At 44.5% G+C, this 18,848-nt stretch carries 19 protein-coding genes; 15 read left to right on the plus strand and 4 right to left on the minus strand.

Annotated features, from left to right (window positions below):
- The first annotated feature begins 5 nt into the window (after window positions 1-5).
- From O4M77_RS01850 to O4M77_RS01905, 12 genes are all read left to right on the plus strand, one after another.
- Window positions 6-1,007: a hypothetical protein gene (locus O4M77_RS01850; RefSeq protein ID WP_323713743.1), complete on the plus strand. Its 1,002-nt coding sequence runs from the start codon at window positions 6-8 to the stop codon at window positions 1,005-1,007.
- A 19-nt stretch (window positions 1,008-1,026) separates the two neighbouring features.
- Window positions 1,027-2,037 (plus strand): PIN domain-containing protein, encoded by a 1,011-nt coding sequence (locus tag O4M77_RS01855; RefSeq protein ID WP_323713744.1) that lies wholly within the window; start codon window positions 1,027-1,029, stop codon window positions 2,035-2,037.
- A gap of 71 nt (window positions 2,038-2,108) precedes the next feature.
- Window positions 2,109-2,558 carry an ammonium transporter gene (locus O4M77_RS01860; protein ID WP_179993121.1) on the plus strand — a complete coding sequence of 150 codons (450 nt, stop codon included), beginning with the start codon at window positions 2,109-2,111 and terminating at the stop codon, window positions 2,556-2,558.
- Between the two features lie 31 nt (window positions 2,559-2,589).
- Complete coding sequence (gene topA, locus O4M77_RS01865; RefSeq protein WP_005232311.1) at window positions 2,590-5,232, plus strand: type I DNA topoisomerase; 2,643 nt, start codon at window positions 2,590-2,592, stop codon at window positions 5,230-5,232.
- 124 nt (window positions 5,233-5,356) lie between these two features.
- Window positions 5,357-5,554 (plus strand): hypothetical protein, encoded by a 198-nt coding sequence (locus O4M77_RS01870; RefSeq protein ID WP_159123625.1) that lies wholly within the window; start codon window positions 5,357-5,359, stop codon window positions 5,552-5,554.
- A 32-nt stretch (window positions 5,555-5,586) separates the two neighbouring features.
- Window positions 5,587-6,345, plus strand: coding sequence for a hypothetical protein (locus O4M77_RS01875; protein ID WP_159123624.1), 759 nt, complete (start codon window positions 5,587-5,589; stop codon window positions 6,343-6,345).
- A 125-nt stretch (window positions 6,346-6,470) separates the two neighbouring features.
- Complete coding sequence (locus tag O4M77_RS01880; protein ID WP_323713745.1) at window positions 6,471-7,043, plus strand: HdeD family acid-resistance protein; 573 nt, start codon at window positions 6,471-6,473, stop codon at window positions 7,041-7,043.
- 123 nt (window positions 7,044-7,166) lie between these two features.
- Window positions 7,167-8,312 carry a glycerate kinase gene (locus O4M77_RS01885; RefSeq protein ID WP_323713746.1) on the plus strand — a complete coding sequence of 382 codons (1,146 nt, stop codon included), beginning with the start codon at window positions 7,167-7,169 and terminating at the stop codon, window positions 8,310-8,312.
- Window positions 8,313-8,586: 274 nt separating this feature from the next.
- On the plus strand, window positions 8,587-10,575 hold the full coding sequence (locus O4M77_RS01890; protein ID WP_323713747.1) for an ATP-dependent helicase: 1,989 nt from the start codon (window positions 8,587-8,589) through the stop codon (window positions 10,573-10,575).
- 83 nt (window positions 10,576-10,658) lie between these two features.
- Window positions 10,659-10,910 carry an RNA recognition motif domain-containing protein gene (locus tag O4M77_RS01895; RefSeq protein ID WP_004781890.1) on the plus strand — a complete coding sequence of 84 codons (252 nt, stop codon included), beginning with the start codon at window positions 10,659-10,661 and terminating at the stop codon, window positions 10,908-10,910.
- Window positions 10,911-11,119: 209 nt separating this feature from the next.
- Entirely contained in the window at window positions 11,120-11,623 is a 504-nt protein-coding gene (locus O4M77_RS01900) for a DUF6586 family protein (RefSeq protein ID WP_159123620.1), read from the plus strand.
- A gap of 104 nt (window positions 11,624-11,727) precedes the next feature.
- A complete protein-coding gene (locus O4M77_RS01905; protein ID WP_004781893.1) occupies window positions 11,728-12,006 on the plus strand; it encodes a hypothetical protein in 279 nt (92 codons plus the stop codon).
- Between the two features lie 202 nt (window positions 12,007-12,208).
- Here O4M77_RS01905 and O4M77_RS01910 read toward each other — a convergent pair whose 3' ends face one another.
- The 4 genes from O4M77_RS01910 to O4M77_RS01925 all read right to left on the minus strand — a co-directional run bounded on the left by O4M77_RS01910 (window position 12,209) and on the right by O4M77_RS01925 (window position 16,112).
- The gene (locus O4M77_RS01910) at window positions 12,209-13,936 is read right to left on the minus strand and encodes a cation:proton antiporter (protein WP_323713748.1); all 1,728 of its coding nucleotides are present in this window, start codon (window positions 13,934-13,936) and stop codon (window positions 12,209-12,211) included.
- A 153-nt stretch (window positions 13,937-14,089) separates the two neighbouring features.
- Window positions 14,090-14,245: a 50S ribosomal protein L33 gene (gene rpmG, locus O4M77_RS01915; protein ID WP_001205031.1), complete on the minus strand. Its 156-nt coding sequence runs from the start codon at window positions 14,243-14,245 to the stop codon at window positions 14,090-14,092.
- 16 nt (window positions 14,246-14,261) lie between these two features.
- Window positions 14,262-14,498, minus strand: a complete 237-nt coding sequence (rpmB, locus tag O4M77_RS01920; RefSeq protein WP_000048256.1) for a 50S ribosomal protein L28 — start codon at window positions 14,496-14,498, stop codon at window positions 14,262-14,264.
- Between the two features lie 165 nt (window positions 14,499-14,663).
- Window positions 14,664-16,112, minus strand: coding sequence for a coniferyl aldehyde dehydrogenase (locus O4M77_RS01925; protein ID WP_159123618.1), 1,449 nt, complete (start codon window positions 16,110-16,112; stop codon window positions 14,664-14,666).
- 114 nt (window positions 16,113-16,226) lie between these two features.
- Here O4M77_RS01925 and O4M77_RS01930 point away from each other — a divergent pair, with 114 nt between their 5' ends.
- From O4M77_RS01930 to O4M77_RS01940, 3 genes are all read left to right on the plus strand, one after another.
- Window positions 16,227-16,946, plus strand: coding sequence for a TetR/AcrR family transcriptional regulator (locus O4M77_RS01930; protein WP_034580311.1), 720 nt, complete (start codon window positions 16,227-16,229; stop codon window positions 16,944-16,946).
- Between the two features lie 61 nt (window positions 16,947-17,007).
- The gene (purU, locus tag O4M77_RS01935; RefSeq protein ID WP_004781900.1) at window positions 17,008-17,874 is read left to right on the plus strand and encodes a formyltetrahydrofolate deformylase; all 867 of its coding nucleotides are present in this window, start codon (window positions 17,008-17,010) and stop codon (window positions 17,872-17,874) included.
- Window positions 17,875-18,067: 193 nt separating this feature from the next.
- Complete coding sequence (locus O4M77_RS01940) at window positions 18,068-18,844, plus strand: hypothetical protein (RefSeq protein ID WP_004781901.1); 777 nt, start codon at window positions 18,068-18,070, stop codon at window positions 18,842-18,844.
- Window positions 18,845-18,848 lie beyond the last annotated feature (4 nt).

The following is an 18,848-nucleotide window of genomic DNA, read 5'->3' on the forward strand; positions in this document are numbered from 1 at the left end:
GCCTTATGCGCCAAAAAGTTGTCCTTCTTGATCTCGAAAATAACTTTCCTACAGCCAAACTGTTACGTGACATTGTTGAACATTATCCGACCTTGTATTTGTTTAACTGTGCCGGAAAATTCGAGTTTGCTCTAGAAGAACTGACTGAGTTGGCGAGCTGGATCAGCAGTGGACAAATTATCATTCTGGATGTCCCGGAAGCAGAGCATAAGGAATATGAATATGCCGTGATTGTGGGCCAGTTGATGGCTTTGCTGGAAGCAGATACTCAGGTCGAGCTGATCTCTGCGATGGATAGCAGTGAAATGCTAATGCAGATGCTACAGGCTTCAGATATTGATTGCAGCCTGATTCAGGTGTTGCCAGAGGATGCATCAACAGAGACTCAAGATAAACCCAAAATCCAGTTGCCAAGTATTGAAGCCATTAAAGCTAAACCGGCTTTGCAGCTGGTGAAAAAATATTGTGATGCGCTCGGCAAGATGAGTGGTAAACCGACCACGCTCGAAACCTTAAAAAATTCTGTCACCAATATTCTGCAAGTTTTACCAGGCAAAGCCCAGCATGTAGTTGGCATGCTGATTAATCTGAAAATAGTCAAACGTTATGACGAGCAAATCAGTTTCCGTAAAAAAGTGCTGAAACAGTGGGTGCAGCTGGATCTCAATGAACATGTACCCATTGAAAAACCAGCTTTGAATCAGGTGATCTCGAAGCTTAATCCTGAAGAGCCTGTTGTTGAACCTGCTCAATCTCTAATCCAGTCTGCCCAGCAAGGCCTGTTCAAAAACTTTAATAAAATTGATCCGGTACAGCTCGAAGTTGCACGCAAGCTGCGCGAATTACAGGGAAATAAGCCTAAAGATATTTATGAATTACGTGATTTGCTCGAGCAGTTATTTCCAAAATCCGATGTCCGTCTTTTACTTAAAGAGTTGATTGAAAAAGGATATATTTATTGGAATGGTCACGAAATGTTATATAGTCATGAGATGTTTCTAAATTAGAATAATCTCATGAGGGCATATGAAAAAAATACTGTTATTGGATATTGAAAACTTACCTAAAACTGAAACAGAGCTCCTTCAATATCTTGCCCAATATCAATATGTTTATCTGGTCTATGCCAAAACGCCCATGGGGTTTAGTCTGGATGGTGTCGTCAGGCTTGCACCTGCAATCAGTGCAGGAAAACTAAAAGTCCTGAAGATGCCTAAAATAGGTAAAGACGCTGCTGATTTTGGCCTATGTTTTATTGCTGGACAGCTTTCTACCCAATATAAAAGCTCTGAAGTTTGCTTCGAGATTATGTCGAATGACTTTTCTATGGAATATGTGGCGGACTTACTTAAAATTGCGAAATTTCAGGCTAAAGTTATTTCAGCTAAACCATTAGTCAATCCAAATATTGCTCAGCAAATAAAAGCAGAAATAGACATTCAAAAACTGATTTTTCAATACTGCTCCAATTTAGTGAGAAGTAACTTTTCTAAGCCTGCAAAAGTAGAAACTTTAATCAACTCGCTTAAAGCCAATTTAAAAGTGGAAGAAAAATATGCTCAGCTTTTAGTAGATGAATTAATTAGAATAAAAATTATTAAAAATCAGTCTGGTAAGCTTCAATATCAGACTGCAGCAATTGAAAAATTTTATAAACAGCATTTAGCTACCGTCGAAACCGTCGAAACCGTCGAAACCGTCGAAACCGTCGAAACCGTCGAAACCGTCGAAACCGTCGAAACCGTCGAAACCGTCGAAACCGTCGAAACCGTCGAAACCGTCGAAACCGTCGAAACCGTCGAAACTCAAGATGAAGTGACTGAAAGAAAATTAAGTCATTTACGTCTGCGCCTGATGCCTTATCTCAATGTTTTTGCAGAACGTCGGCCTAAATTTATTGCCAGTTTCGAGGCGTTACTAGAGCGATGCGTGCCTAAGGAAGAGGTACGAGAATCACTCGATTTACTCATCAAACATCAGCTAATACAGTTAAATAAACGGGAAATTATTTATAGTCCGCAGCTGCTGGGAAATTAAATTTATCCAGCGGTGCTTGCCTTTTATAGCGGGCTTATGCAAATCTAATATAAGAACATAAAGGTTGAACTATGGAAAATACCGGAATCTGGGTGGCAGTTGTCATCATCGTTTTCGTACTGGGGTCTATTTTTGGTCTGCGTGTGAGTCCTAGAGAAAAGGCATTAGGACTTATGCGTGATAAAGCCCGCAAGATGGGCTTACATCCACGTCTGGTGGTTGCACCGGACTGGACCAACATTCCCAAGGCGACTGAAAGTCGTGCCAGTATGGTGGCCTATTATAGTGTGCTGCTTCCAGATGCCCGTTTACCGCTGATGCGTGCCCGCGTGGTTGATAACAAACTTGAACTGGTGTATGGGGATGACAAATTTAAAGATTTTCCCATTGCATTAAAGGGCATTTATGCTATTGATATGCAGGCAAACTGTGTAGGACTCTATTGGGATGAAGAATCTGATCTTAGAGCCACACAACTTGATGACATCAAGGCACTATTACATTCTTTGGCTGAACTTTAATTTTAGAAATAAACAGGATTAAACGGTTAATATGGCGAACGCTCCTCGGTCCACATCAAAAAGCAGCACGGCGAAGTCTTCCGACGCTGGAAGTAAACGTGCCTTGGTGATTGTGGAGTCGCCTGCAAAAGCGAAAACAATCAACAAGTATCTCGGTTCAAACTACATCGTGAAATCCTCGGTGGGTCATGTGCGTGACTTGCCAACGGGCGGCTCTGCGAAAACTGCAGAGAAAAAACCGGTGACCCGAACCAAGCTGACTGAAGCAGAAAAAGCGGAAAAATCACAGCAGGCGTTGATTAACCGGATGGGTGTCGATCCAGAACATGACTGGAAAGCCAAATATGAAGTCCTTCCGGGCAAGGAAGGCGTAGTCGCTGAACTGAAAAAACTGGCATCGCAAGTCGATGAAGTGTATCTCGCAACGGATTTGGACCGTGAAGGGGAAGCGATTGCCTGGCATTTAAAAGAAGTGATCGGCGGCGATGATTCACGCTATCAACGTGTGGTCTTTAACGAAATTACCAAAAATGCCATTCAGGAAGCGTTTAAACAGCCCTCACGTCTAGATACCAATAAGGTCAATGCCCAGCAGGCACGCCGTTTCCTGGATCGTGTCGTCGGCTTCATGATTTCGCCACTGCTATGGGAAAAAATTGCCCGTGGTCTGTCTGCGGGGCGTGTACAGTCTGTCGCTGTAAAGCTGGTCGTGGAACGCGAACGTGAAATTCGTAAGTTCATTCCTGAAGAATACTGGCAGGTTTTTGCAGATACCAAATCCAAGAAAGATGATATTCGTCTGGAAGCGGTCAAGCAAAATGGCAAGACTTTAAAGCTGCATAATAAAGCTGAAACAGATGCTTTACTGAATCTGATTAAAGACGCTGAATATAAAGTTATTAGCCGTGAAGATAAGCCGACCAAGGTGAATCCAAGTGCGCCGTATATCACGTCTACCTTGCAACAGGCCGCAAGTACCCGTCTAGGTTTCTCGGTAAAGAAAACCATGATGCTGGCACAGCGCCTGTATGAAGCTGGTTTCATTACCTATATGCGTACTGACTCCACCTTCCTGAGTGATGATGCAGTCAATATGGTGCGTGGTCATATCGAGTCTGAATATGGCGAGAAATATCTGCCAGCCAAGCCGAACCGTTATGGTAATAAAGCTGGTGCGCAGGAAGCCCATGAGGCCATTCGTCCATCCAATGTGGCATTGAAAGGCGATAGTCTGGCTGGAGTGGAACGTGATGCACAGCGTCTGTATGACCTGATCTGGCGTCAATTTGTAGCTTGTCAGATGACACCAGCAGAATATTTATCATCGACTATTTTAGTGGATGCGAATGGTGTTGAACTGAAAGCCAAAGGTCGTACTCTGGTATTTGATGGTTTCACCAAAGTTCGTGGCCAGAACAAATCTGATGATGATGTACTGTTGCCTGCTGTGAAAGTTGGTGAAGTGCTGAAGCTGGAAAAACTAGATCCATCTCAACATTTTACCAAACCACCGGCACGTTTTACTGAAGCATCATTGGTAAAAGAGCTTGAGAAAAAAGGTATTGGTCGTCCTTCGACTTATGCTGCCATTATCTCGACCATTCAGGATCGTGGTTACGTAAAACTGGAGAACCGTCGTCTCTTTGCTGAGAAGATGGGTGAGATCGTCACCGATCGTCTGGATGAAAGCTTCAATAACCTGATGAATTATGACTTTACTGCAGACCTTGAAGGTCAGCTGGATAAAGTGGCAGATGGTGAGCGTAACTGGAAAGATCTGTTAGATAGCTTCTATGGTGACTTCAAAAAACGTCTGACCAATGCTCAGGGTGAAAACGGCATGCGCCGCAATCAGCCTGTAGAAGTTGAAGCTGTACACTGTAAAGAATGTGACCGTCCGATGCAGATCCGTACCGGAACAACGGGTGTATTCCTGGGCTGTTCGGGTTATAACTTGCCACCGAAAGAACGTTGTAAAGGTACATTGAACCTGACTCCGGTTGAATCTCTGGCAGCACTGTCTGATGATGATGCAGCAGAAACTGCTGACCTGATGTCGAAAAAACGTTGTCCAGTCTGTGGCACTGCAATGGACAGCTATGTGATTGATGGCGGCCGTAAACTGCATATCTGTGGTAATAACCCGGACTGTACAGGTTATGAGCTGGAAGAAGGCGAATTCAAGATTAAGGGTTATGATGGCCCAACCATTCCATGTGATAAATGTGATGGTGAAATGCAGCTGAAAACTGGCCGTTTTGGTCCATATTTTGCCTGTACCAGCTGTGAGAATACCCGTAAAGTCTTGAAGAATGGTCAACCTGCGCCTCCGCGTGTTGATCCGATCAAGATGGAACACTTACGTTCAACCAAGCATGATGACTTCTTTGTTCTGCGTGATGGTGCCGCCGGTCTGTTCCTGGCCGCGAGCAAGTTCCCGAAAGTCCGTGAAACTCGCGCACCGAAGGTTGCAGAACTGCGTACTGTAGCGGATCAGCTAGATCCAAAATATCAGTTTATTTTGCAGGCACCAGATGTGGATCCTGAAGGAAATCCAACCTTGGTGAAATTCAGCCGTAAGAACCAGTCTCAATATATTGGTTCGGAAACCCCTGAAGGCAAGCAAACCAAATGGTCGCTGGTCTATCAGGATGGCAAATGGGTTGAGGCCTAAGCTATAAGACATCAAGAAAATGCTGACGAAAGTCGGCATTTTTTTATGACTAAGTATTTTTGATCAACACAGTTCTAGGATATTCTAGGCGTTAAATAATAAAAGATTAAAATAGGAATCATGCATGACTTGGCTAGATAAATTCCTGTTCTTAAGTATTGGATTAGGATCTATCCTCTATTTCATGCTTGGAAAGATTAATGAAATGGGTATTCCTATGGATCGGGGAATGCTGATGATTCTGGTGATTATTATGTCACTGGTTAGTTTGAGCTGTGTTTTATATCTGCGCTCTGAAGATCAAAAAACGAAACAAAAATAACATTTAAATTAACTCTCTATTGGCATGTTCATATGTGGAAAAAAATCCGAATCCTGATTTTATTGATGATTTTGTTTGTGGTGGCAGTAAATGCTTATCGAGATCAGAATCAGGACTGGAACAAACCAATCTTTGTTCTGTTGCATCCGATCAATGCAGATGGATTGGCGACCACACAGCAATATATCCAGCAATTGTCTGCTCAGGATCTAAAAGGAACACAAGAATATCTGGAAAAAGCGGCCCAGCAGTACCGTGGACAGCCCACTTATTTTTATTTTAATCTGGGGCGTGAACTTAAAGAATTGCCGCCTAAAGTGCCGGAGCAGGCCTCCTTACTTGGCAATATTTTATGGAGTCTGAAATTCCGTTTCTATGCCTGGCAACAGCAGCAAGGTTCAGATCCTTCATCGAATGTTACTCTCTTTTTAAATTATTATGATCCTGCACACACCCAGCAATTAAAACATTCAACGGCTCTGCAAAAAGGCCGAATCGGTTCAGTCAATCTATTTGCTTCAAGCAGACAGTCTGACCAGAATAAGATTGTCCTAGTGCATGAATTACTGCATGCCTTTGGCGCTTCAGATAAATATGATCTCGCCACAGGCCAGCCGATATACCCAGTGGGTTATGCCAATCCCAATCAGCAGCCTTTATTTCCCCAAACCAAAGCTGAGCTGATGGCAGGGCACATTCCGGTATCGCAAAGTACCAGTAAAATGCCGGAATCTTTAAATCAGACCCTGATTAATGAAATCACGGCGATTGAACTTGGCTGGAAAAAATAATTAACAAAGTGCTGAATAAACCGGCATAACTTACTATTTTTATAGATAAACTCAGTAAATTTCTAACAAATTTCTCCATGATTTAAGAGCATAATCAAAGTCATAGCTAATAATTTGAGAAGAATATGAAGACTGTTGGAAATGATCTGGTTCGGCATCAATTGCATGAAAACCGTAAATGGTATTTAGGCCTAGGTACCTTATTAGTGTTATTTGGAATCGTACTGTTAACGTCGCTGCCTTTTGCCACCTTATCCATCGTATTCCTGTTTGGGGTCCTGATGATGATAGGTGGGGTGGTTCATCTGATCGCCGGGATTAAAATCTTCGATGGGGCATTTCGCTGGCTCTGGCTGCTATTCGGTATTATCTATTTTATTGCGGGCTATTATGCCTTTAGCACGCCAGCGAAAACTGCGATTGTACTGACCAATCTGCTTGCGATTGCTTTGCTTGCGGCGGGAATAATTCGCATCTTCAATGCTTTTATCTTTAAAGCATTCCGTGGCTGGGGCTGGACTTTATTTTCCGGGATTTTAACTTTAGCTACAGGTATCCTGATTCTATTGTCACCGAATGCACCGTTCTGGGTTCTAGGTGCTTTTCTGGCAATCGATATTTTGTTTCAGGGGATTAACTATCTGACTTTGGCTTCCTATATCAAGCATCGTGTGCCAAAAAGCTCCGCAGATCTTTAAGTAAGACCAGTATAAAAAAGAGCGCGAATCAGCGCTCTTTTTTATTGGCATGTTCAGCTTTGCCTGTAAGATGGGTATGCATTTCAAATTAGTATAAAACCTATAACGCGGCCGATCATATTCATGAAAACCTTTGTTCTAGCTCCAGATTCTTTTAAGGAAAGTATGACTGCCGAGCAGGCTTGTCAGGCGATGCAGCGTGGTATTTTGCAGGTCTTTCCGGATGCAAATTGTATTACTTTACCCATGGCAGATGGTGGTGAGGGAACTGTGGATGCATTAATCTCAAGCCTAAAGGGTGAACGAGTAACGTGCCAAGTCACTGGGCCATTAGCCAGTCAGTCGATCGAAACTTACTTTGGCCTGGTTGATGCTGGTCAGACCGCAGTGATTGAAATGGCGAAAGCCAATGGGATTCATCTGCTCGAACCTGCTCGGCGTAATCCCATGCTCACCTCGACTTATGGCACAGGGGAAATGATCAAACAGGCACTGGAGCTTGGCGTAAAGAAAATCATTATCGGGCTTGGTGGTAGTGTTACCAATGACGGTGGTGCTGGAATGGCTCAGGCTTTAGGAGCTCGATTCTTAAATACTGCGGGAGAATCAATTCAGGTCTGTGGTGGTAATCTGGATCAGATTGATCAAATTGATTTTTCCCAACTCGATACTCGTTTAAAAAATACAGAAATCCTGATTGCTTCAGATGTGAATAATCCATTGTGTGGACCGAATGGTGCTTCAGTGATCTTTGGGCCGCAGAAAGGTGCAACATCGGAAATGGTACAGCAGCTGGATCGAAATCTAAGACATTTTGCTGATCTGGTTGAAACAAGCTTAGATATTTCTTCTAAAAACCTTCCCGGCGCAGGGGCAGCCGGTGGGTTAGGTTTTGGGTTAATGGCGTTTGCAGGAGCAAAGCTGCAATCCGGTGTAGCGTTAATTATGGAACAGAATAAACTGGCACAAAAAATTGCGAATGTAGATTATGTTTTCACTGGCGAGGGCAAGATTGATCATCAGACTGCTTTAGGAAAAACACCATTTGGTGTGGCTCAGGTCGCCCAGCAATTGAATAAACCGGTAATTGCTTTTGCAGGTTTGGTCGGTGAGGGGATTGAGTCGCTGTATGAGGCTGGATTTAGTCAGATTGTCGGGATTAATCCACCAGGTTGTTTATTGGAAGAAGCATTAAAAAATGCTGAGCAAAACCTAGAGCAAGCGTGTGCTCGTGTTATGAAAGAAATTAAAACAAAGTTTGAACAATAAGATAGATAAATTTTTATGAGCTAACTTAGCTTAATGCACGACCTCATTTACGGTTTAGTAAACTTATGCGTGCGGGTTACGTAGGTACATTGTTACTTTGACGGAGCAAAGTAACCAAACTCCAGTGTTATTCAGATGATGCATCCCTGCATCACTGAATAACGGCGGCATCCATGCCGCCTGGCCGGAATCAAATGCTTTCTAGAATATTGAGGATACGTTTTCTAGGAACAGCTCTGTTAAACTACACCTATCCACAAATTGATGAGTGACCATGAGTTTAGCCTCCCTGATTGATGAACTGAATCCGCAACAAAAGCAAGCTGCGACAACAGAAGCAAAGCACAGTTTGGTTTTGGCTGGGGCAGGCTGTGGCAAGACCAAAACTATCGTGGCGCGTGCAGCTTATCTGATTGATCAGGGCGTACCAGCGAATCAGATTCAGATTCTGACCTTTACTCGTCGTGCGGCGAGTGAAATCGTGGCACGGGTGGAACTGGCACTCGGTGAACAGGCCAAAGGCTTACGTGCATCTACGTTTCATACCTTCTGTATGTATCTGCTGCGCCGGATTCCAAAGGCTTTTGGTCTTGAACAGTTTTCAATTATTGACCGTGATGATCAGCTGATGATGTTCCGCCTGATTCGCGGGCGTGATGACAAGAAAAATCCGAATTACCTGCCGAAGCCACAGGAACTCTGTGACCTATATTCCTTTGCGCGGAATACCCGGCAAAAACTGAGTCTGGCTTTGGAGAAACAGATGCCGGAATATCTGGCGCTGAAAGACCAGATTGCCGACATCATGAAAGAATATGAAGCGCGTAAGCGTGCGCGTAGTTTTCTGGATTATGATGATATCCTCGCTGTGGTAGCGACTGCTTTGGCACAGTCCGAAGGTCTGGTGGACTATGTGGCTTCGATCTGTCGGCATATGCTGGTGGATGAAATGCAGGATACCAATCCATTGCAATGGGCATTACTCGAACCGCTGAAAGATCAGATTAGCCTGTTCTGTGTTGGGGATGATGCCCAGTCGATTTATGGTTTCCGTGGTGCCGATTTTGAAAATATTCATCATTTCAAAGAGCGTGTTCCTGATGCCCAGATTTTTAAACTAGAAAAGAATTACCGTTCTACGCAGGAAATTCTGGATCTATCCAACTGGCTATTAGATCAGTCCGAAATTAAATATGACAAGCGGCTGGATGCGCATCGCGGTGAAGGCATCAAGCCAAAGATGCATATTTTCCCGAACGAGTTTGATGAAGCTAAATGGATCGCGATTGATATAAAAGAGCGGCATTACTTGCAAGGCAGCAAATGGTCCGATCACATGGTGCTGGTACGTTCCAGTTATGCAGCGCGACATATTGAAGCAGCCTGTATCGCGGCCAATGTTCCGTATCGATTCATCGGCGGGATGAAACTCTTAGAAACTGCACATGTAAAAGATCTGCTCAGCCTGTTGCGTGTGGTGGCGAATCCTCTGGATGATATTGCCTGGATGCGCTTTTTGACCTTATGGAATGGTGTGGGTGATGTCGGGGCGAGTAAGCTGTCTCAGCAGCTTTTAGCTGAGCCAGAGATCGATATCATTGCCGACAAGCTAAAAAAATTTGGCAAGATTCCACTGGAAACCATTCTGATTATGAAGCAAATGGCGGTACTCAAAACCGAAGTACAGGCCTGTGTTGGTCTGGCAGTCCAAGCCATTGAAGCACAACTGGCCGAGAACTATAAAAAAGACTGGAATCGCCGTCAGGGAGATTTTGAATTGGTAAAACAGCTGGCTTCCAAGCATGCTCAAGTGAGTGAGTTTCTGGAAGAGTATGTGCTCGATCCGGTCTCTATTTCCGAAATTGAACGCCAGTCGGATACGGATGTGGTGACCCTCATTACCATTCACTCGGCCAAGGGTACGGAACAGAAAGTCTGTTATGTGGCTAATGTTACGCCGGGACAATATCCGCATGCACGGGCACAAGGGGATTTTGATGATGTCGAGGAAGAGCGGCGTGTATTGTATGTGGCGCTGACTCGTGCACAGAATGAACTGATTCTGACCAAGCAAAACCTGAATCACTGGGCGCGTGAAACGGTAGATGAGCAGGGGCGTAAAATTGAAAGCTATTTTCTCAATGATTTGACCCGCAATTTATGTGTCACAGAAACTCATTACAAAACCCGTCAACAGACTGTGAAAAGTGCTTTAATTGAGCGCCAGTCGATTAATTTAGATTTTGGGATTGATCTCGATTAAACTATCCCTTCTGGGTTTGACGCAAAAAGTAGAGTAGGCACGTGCTTTTTGATTATTTTTGCCTATCTTCTTAAGGTTATCCGATGAAAATTTTAGTTCGTAACTTGGCGCGCACTGTAACAGAAGCTGAATTGCTGACCCTGTTTCAGCAATATGGTACTGTTGAGTCTTGTACGCTGGTCATGGATGCAGAAACAGGCAAGTCTAAAGGTTTTGCCTTTGTAGAAATGCCACATGGCCGTGAAGCTGTTAAAGCGATTAAAGGTTTAAATACACTGCGCCTGCATGGTCAGGGGATTCGTGTGAAGCAAGCTGAAGAAAAGCCACAGGCTTAAATAACAGCTGATAAAAAAGAGCATGTATGATGCTCTTTTTTTTGCCTTTAAAAAGGCCTAGATTTTTACTGAAGGGTTAATATCAGCAGTCTGAAGTATCAAGATCATGCAGAATAGATCGACAGCGTAGACAATCTTGCATTGCGTAATGCGAGCGGACGTTTTACTTTATAAGAGCCAAAATTTGTTTTAATGCTTAGGAAATCTCGATGACACGAGTTGCTCGCTATCATGCGGACCGTACCAATCAAAAACTTTATTTCGCCCGTATGGCCTGTCAGCAGGCTGAACAGACTGATCATGTGCAGCAGGCACAAGCTCATCGTGAAGCTGCCGTATTCCATCTGCATGGGGCGCTGCTGGCCTTTTTGCAGGAACTGGTACGCTATTACCGTCTGAATGACCTGAGCCCGACGCTGAAATCGATTGAAGAGCTTATGGCGGCTAAGGGGCAGGTATCACCTGAAGTGACCGTATTACAGCATTTATCCAAAGATGGTTTTCTTGCTGAACTGAAACGTGCTTACCGTCTCTGCCAATATGCGCCAGAGCCAAGTTCGCCACAACCCGAAGACGAAACTTCTTCAAATCTCATCATTAAAGTCACACAGACACCACAAGCCTGGTTACCTGATACTGCTATATTACGAGAATGGCATCGTGACCTGACGCAGCTTATTGATGGTTTTCGTAATGAGATGGTTGAATTTTAATCTGATCAGCTGTACTTGAAATTGCGATTATTAACCCTATATCAATTACTCTAATGATGCAAAGTGCAATCGCTCTTTGCCACCATGTTGAACATGGAGGATATATGTCTATAGAACAGTTGAAAGATTTATTTGGTAATCAAGACGCGATTTTGGAACTCGTTCAACTTGAAGGTGGCGCGTTGGCATTACGAAATGCAGGCTCAAAAAAACAGCCATTAGTCATGATTCAGTTTAATGACGAGGTCAAAGCCCTGTTGGGTGATCAAACGCCTGTGATTGCACAACACATGATTCAGGCCGCTTTATATGGTTTGCTGGAACAGCAGGTCAATGAATGGCAAGCTGAAGTTGTGGATGAAGAGCCCAAATATATGAGTTAAATTGCCTACCCTGGCGAGCAGGAAAGCACACTTGAAGTGTGCTTTTTTTGTGTTTATAAAATGAGAAAAATAGAGAATAAGAGAAAAATTAAGTCGGTTAGATTAGAGAAGTAATTTTAAATTTTATTAACTTAAGATCTGATAAATTTCAGCTAAATCAATAAAAAAAGAAGTTGCCAATTTTGACAACTTCTTTAAGAAATCAGCCTGAATAATGCGTAGGTGGATGGTTATGCGCAATCTCGATCTGGTTCAAAATATGATTGCTCATATTTCTCGCCATTTCCTCTTTGGCATAGTACACCTCGCCAATATTGTCACGGCGAATCACTTCGGCTTCTTCCTTGCTTTCCGCACATAGCAGAATCTGAATAGCAGGGTTTAGGGTCTTGGCAATATCCACGATTTTATGGATATCAATAATATCCATCGGTGAGATCACCAATAGACGTGCATGCTGAATGTGAGCCTGAATCAACACACCGGGTTCAGTTGCGACACCAGAAACTGCCGCAATGCCTTTTTTACGCAAGTTCTCTACGATCTCACGGTTTTCTTCGGCAATGACTACCTTAATATCTTGCTCCATTAGAGATAAGGTAATTCGACGACCGACTTCACCATGACCCACAATCACCACCTGATCACGCAGATAGTCCTGCGAGACCTCATCCGGTAGCATGGCAAGCGGATCACCACTACGCTCCAATAAGCGCGCCAGAGACGAACGTTCGCGGATCCATTTTTGTACCGGTTCTACTGCTGAGAAAATAAACGAGTTCAGGGTAATCGAAATCAGGGCACCCGCCAGAATCAGGTTTTGTCCATCGAGTGACAATAGATTTAGCGATACACCAAGTGCGGCCAGAATAAAAGAGAATTCACCGATTTGTGCCAGAGATGCACCGACGGTGAGTGCCGTATTGATTGGGTAGCGGAAGAACAGCACCAGTGCCATCGCTGCGATGGTTTTACCAATCATGATAATACCGAGCACCGCCAACACATGAAGTGGCTGATCCATCAGGATACGCGGATCAAACAGCATACCGACGGACACAAAGAACAGAATCGAGAAGATTTCACGCAGCGGTAAGGTTTCTTCTTCGGCACGGTGGCTGAAGTCAGACTCTTTCACTACCATCCCGGCAAAGAACGCACCGAGTGCCATGGATACGCCAAAGACCTTATAAGCCCCAAAGGCAATCGATACGGCTGCAGCTACGACGGTTAAGGTAAATAGCTCACGTGAGCCTAAACGTGCCACCACCTGCATGATCATTGGCACTAAACGTTTACCAATAATCAGCATGAAAGCAATAAAGCCGGCTACTTTGAGCAAGGTAATGCCTAAGGTGATCCAGACATTCTGATCGCTACTACTGCCTTCCAGAGCCTGACCACCGAGCAGTACTACAGTTGCGGGTAATAATACCAGTGCCAGCACCATAACCAGATCTTCAACTAGAAGCCAGCCGACTGCAATTTTCCCGTTAATGGATTCGAGCAGCCCACGATCTCCTAGGGCTTTGAGAAGCACGACGGTACTGGCACAAGACAGGCTTAAACCAAAGATCAGGGCAGAGCCAAAATTCCAGCCCCAGAGCATGGAGACCCCGACTCCGAGGAGTGTTGCGACTGCAATCTGCAATACCGCACCCGGCAAGGCAATACGCCTGACCTGCATCAGGTCATTCAGAGAAAAGTGCATCCCGACACCAAACATCAGGAACATGACGCCAAGTTCGGCCAGCTGGTTCGCCAGATGCACATCTCCGACCACGCCTGGGGTGTTCGGGCTAATCAGAATCCCGGCAACCAGATAACCAATCAGTGGGGGAAGGCGTAGACGTGCAGCGATATAGCCAAAAACCAGGGCCAAGCCAAAACCGACAGCTAACAGGATAATGAGCTCTACGTCATGTGGCACTAAACACTCCTTTAAAATAAATTTTATGAAATTTCAGTTTTTTATGGGAAATAAGCACAGAAAATGCCAGAAGAAACAGAAAGTTTATCAAGCCGCATAAAAAAAATGCAAAAAAAAACGACCGGGAAGGTCGCTTTTTTCAAAAAACTAAAATTATTTGATTTTAGCTTCTTTGAAGATTACGTGTTGACGGATTTTTGGATCAAATTTTTTGATTTCCATTTTTTCCGGCATAGTACGTTTGTTCTTAGTAGTGGTATAGAAATAACCTGTACCAGCTGAAGAAACTAAGCGAATCTTATCACGCATTGTCCTGACTCCTTACTTAGATCTTTTGACCTTGAGCACGAAGGTCAGCAACAACCTTTTCAATGCCCAATTTGTCGATAATACGCATACCTTTAGTGGTTAAACGAAGACGTACAAAACGTTTTTCGCTTTCTAACCAGAAACGGTGGTGGTGCAGGTTCGGCTCGAACCGGCGCTTAGTTTTGTTGTTGGCGTGTGAGACGTTGTTACCAACGACTGGACGCTTGCCGGTAACTTGGCAAACCTTAGACATGGTGTAACTCCATTGATTTAGCCAACAGCAAATCTGTATGGCCAGTCAAAAATAAACGGATTGAATTCATTCAAGGGGCGTTTTATATCAAAAATGCGCTTAAAAGACAAGCGATTTTGTCTAAAACGAAGCATGAGCCCGTGTGATAGCTCATGCCTTGATCATTTATCGAAGAAGTGTCTTCGAAATCAGCTTATGGATCGGCTTATTAAACGGAGGCAGAATGTATTTCAAGCTATACAGCTTAGGATTCGACATTACAGACCGTTCATGCGACAAACTGAAGAAGCCTTCTGGCCCATGATATTTACCCATACCGGAAGCACCGACACCACCAAATGGCAGGTCATCCTGTGCGACATGGGTTAATACAGTGTTTTGCCCGAAATGCCCTGAATGGGTACGCTGTGCGACATAATCAGCACGCGCCTGATCAAAGTCGAAATAGTATAATGCAAGTGGACGCGGACGGCTATTAATAAAGTCGATAACGTCGTCAATTTGATCATATTCCATGATCGGCAGGAGCGGCCCAAAGATTTCATGCTGCATGATCTGCATGCTTGGCATAACATTGGTCACGATGGTCGGTGCAATTTTACGCAGGTCTGCTGGCGATTCATTACGTGGATTGATTTCAATAATCTGCGCGCCTTGCTCACGGGCATCATCCAGATAACCTTGCAAACGATTGTACTGCTTGTCATTGATAATCGAGGTGTAATCCTGATTATGGCTGATGTCCGGATACATGCTTTCGACACAGGCTTTAAAATGATCGATAAACTCGGCAGTTTTGCCACGCGGCAGGAACATATAATCCGGTGCCACGCAGGTTTGGCCCGCATTCCAGAGCTTGCCCACGGCAATACGCTGAGCTACATCACGCAGGTCAATGGATGGATGCACTAGTACAGGGGATTTGCCACCCAGTTCCAGAATCACAGGTACCAGATTTTCCGCAGCTGCTGCCATCACGGTTTTACCCACAGCCGTTGAGCCGGTAAAAATCATCTTGTCAAAAGCCAGTCGGCAGAAGGCATCAGATACCGTACCGCCACCATTCACCACGGCAACCAGTTCTTTAGGAAAGGCTTCAGCTAAGGCTTTTTCCAGTACCTTGCCAAAAGCAGCCGATGAACTGGAAATTTTGATCATGGCATGGTTGCCCGCAGCTAACGCACAGATCAGAGGACCAATGGATAATAATAAAGGGTAGTTCCACGGTGCGATGATGCCGATCACGCCTAGAGGTTGATACTGTACCCAGGCTTTTGCCGGCTGGTGAATAATACCGACATGACGCTTGGACGGTTTCATCCAGCCGGTCAGGTTTTTGCTGTAATATTTAATATGTTCAAGACAAGTCAGTAACTCGCCAATTTTGGTTTCCCCGATAGAGCGGTTACCATAGTCTTGATTAATTGCATCGGCAAATTGATCTTGATACTTAACTAAGATACGCTTAAGCCGAGCTAAACGATCGATACGTTCCTTTGCAGTCGGCAGTGGGTAGCGTAAGTAGGCGTGTTTTTGTTGAGCCAGAATTTCATTGAGGTGCTGGCTATCAAGAAAATGTGGTGTCATTGAAGTTGTTTTTGTGTGACTGTTCATGCCGCACTACCATTATTCAAAATCGATTAATTAATTTTTAGAGCAAATACTCTAATTAGTCAAGTTACTTTGTGTGTTAGTCTACTAATGCATGAACTGAATGGTTATTTTAGGATGTCCCAAACCAAAACGTTAAAAACCAAAGAGCGTATCTTACAGCTCAGCTTGCAGTTGTTTAATGAACGTGGCGAACGATCTGTAACCACCAACCATATTGCTGCTGAACTCGGCATGAGTCCGGGTAATCTGTATTACCATTTCCGTAATAAAAATGAAATTATCAAGGAACTGATGGAGCAGTATCAGCATCAGACGCTGGAAATGCTGGCACTTCCGGAAGACCGTGCTCTGGATGCCAATGACAAGATTCATTATTTTCAGGTACTGAGCAGTCAGCTTTGGGCTTATCGTTTTCTGCACCGTGATGTATACCATCTGGTCGAAAATAACGAAGATTTCCGCAAGCTTTATCCGCGTTTTGCCGGACAGGTGATGCAGCAGGGACAAAAAATTTATAAAGCCTTCGTAAATGCCGGCCTGATGGAAATGACCGATTCAGAAATTGAAGCGCTGATCATTAACCTCTGGATCGTGCTGACCAACTGGACCAACTTCCTGTATATGTCGGGTCATATTACCGATTCCAACACTCTGGAAGAAAAATGGGTCTGGCAGGCACTGCGTCAGATGGTGTTCCTGGAAGGTGCTTATCTGCGTGGTGAAAGCCGTCAGACGTATGAAAGCTTACTTAACTCGTTCGGTTCTTCAGAGCTGTTTGCCAGTCTGTCGTCGCCTAAACCGCCTGAATCTGAACAAACTATTCAGAATATCTAAGAAACGCGTTAGAATACTCGGCTTATTTTTTTAATTTAACTAATTAGTGACCTTAACCAACATGAATATGACGACTGCTAATACCGCACGTTTATTGATTACTTGTGAAGACAAGCCAGGCATCGTGCAGGCTGTTTCAAGCTTCTTGTATCATCAGGGTGCCAACATTACGGCGCTTGATCAATACGCGACAGCAGCGCAGGGCGGACGTTACTTCATGCGTGTTGAGTTTGAACTGGACAATCTGCAAAGCCGTAAAGAAAGCCTGTTGCAGACTTTTGCTGGCAATGTTGCAGAGCGCTATGGCATGCACTGGCGTCTGGCACTGGTCAGTGATGTGAAGAAGGTCGGTATTCTGGTTTCTAAAGTCGACCATGCATTGCTTGAACTGCTATGGCGTCATGCACGCGGCGGTCTGCCATGTGAAATCACTAAAGTGGTATCTAACCACGAAACTCTACGTGAATCAGTAGAAAACTTTGGTATTCCGTTTGAAGTGGTTCCTGTGACCAAAGAGAACAAACGTGAAGCCTATGCACAGATTGATGAACTGATGCAGGGCAACGATCTGCTGGTATTAGCCCGTTATATGCAGATTCTCGATGAAGAGTTCGTAAGTAAATGGGAAATGAAAGTGATCAATATTCACCATTCATTCCTGCCAGCGTTTGTGGGTGCTAATCCTTACAAACAGGCTTATGACAAAGGTGTAAAACTGATCGGTGCAACTGCACACTATGTGACAGCTGATCTGGATCAGGGTCCAATCATCGAGCAGGATGTAGAGCGTGTGAACCATGACTTTACTGTTGAACAGCTGCGTGAATTGGGTCAGGATGTTGAACGTAATGTGCTGGCACGTGCAGTGAGATGGCATCTGGAAGACCGTGTGATTGTCGACGGCAATAAAACTGTCGTGTTCCAATAAGCGCTTGCATCTCGGTTTAAAAAAGGCATACTTTAAGTATGCCTTTTTTGTTTGAAACAAAAATAATGGAGAAAAGTGGGATTAGTAGTTGCAAATGAAAACACTTCTCATTTATTATTGGCGTACTTTAATTGTGCTAACCGATGAGCTTGATAGTTTGTTTCGCATCATCTCTTCGAGGTAAATAGATTTAATGAGTCAAGTTGCTGCTCCCATGACACCACCACCGTCAAATCAGATGAAAAAGAAAGTCGTTTCTATTCTGGCGGCGGTTCTGGTTGGACACGTGGGTCTCTTATGGGCAGTCAGCCAGATGGAAGCACCTGAACTGAAACAGGTCGATAAAGAACCTTTAAAGGTTCGTTTCGTCAAACTTCAGGAAGCCCCAAAACCTTTACCACCGAAGCCAAAGCCGCCAGAGCCTAAACAAGAGCCACCAAAGCCGAAAGAAGTTAAAATTGTAGAAAAACCGCTGCCACCGCCACCCAAAAAAGTAGAAAAAATTGAGCAGGTGAAAAAAGCAGAAACGCCTAAACCTGTTACTGCACCGCCAGTTGAAGCCAAACCGGCACCAAGTCCAGTGGTTCCTGCGGTCGTGACTGAAACTAAAAAAATGGCACCTGCACCTGTGCCGGTTGCGCCACCCGCACCTGTCGCACCGCCGACTCCACCTGCACCGCCAGCACCGAAAAGTGTTGCAATTGGCGGCGGCGTATCTTGGCAGCGTGCACCAAAAGTGTCGCTCTCGGCAGGAGAGTTAAAATCAGCCTGTTCGCTAGTGGTGGATGTATCTGCAAATGAGCAGGGGAAAGTGGTCTCTGCGACCGCACGAAATTCGAGTTGTAGCCCGGCCGTTACGCGCAAAGTTGAATCAGCGGTACGTCGTGCACAACTGACCAAATATGTTGAAAATGGTGTGGCTTATCCAACCCGTGTGGAACAGCCTTTCGATTTTCAGATTACCAAATAACGGC

The sequence above is a fragment of the Acinetobacter sp. YWS30-1 genome (assembly GCF_033558715.1).
GTDB lineage: Bacteria > Pseudomonadota > Gammaproteobacteria > Pseudomonadales > Moraxellaceae > Acinetobacter.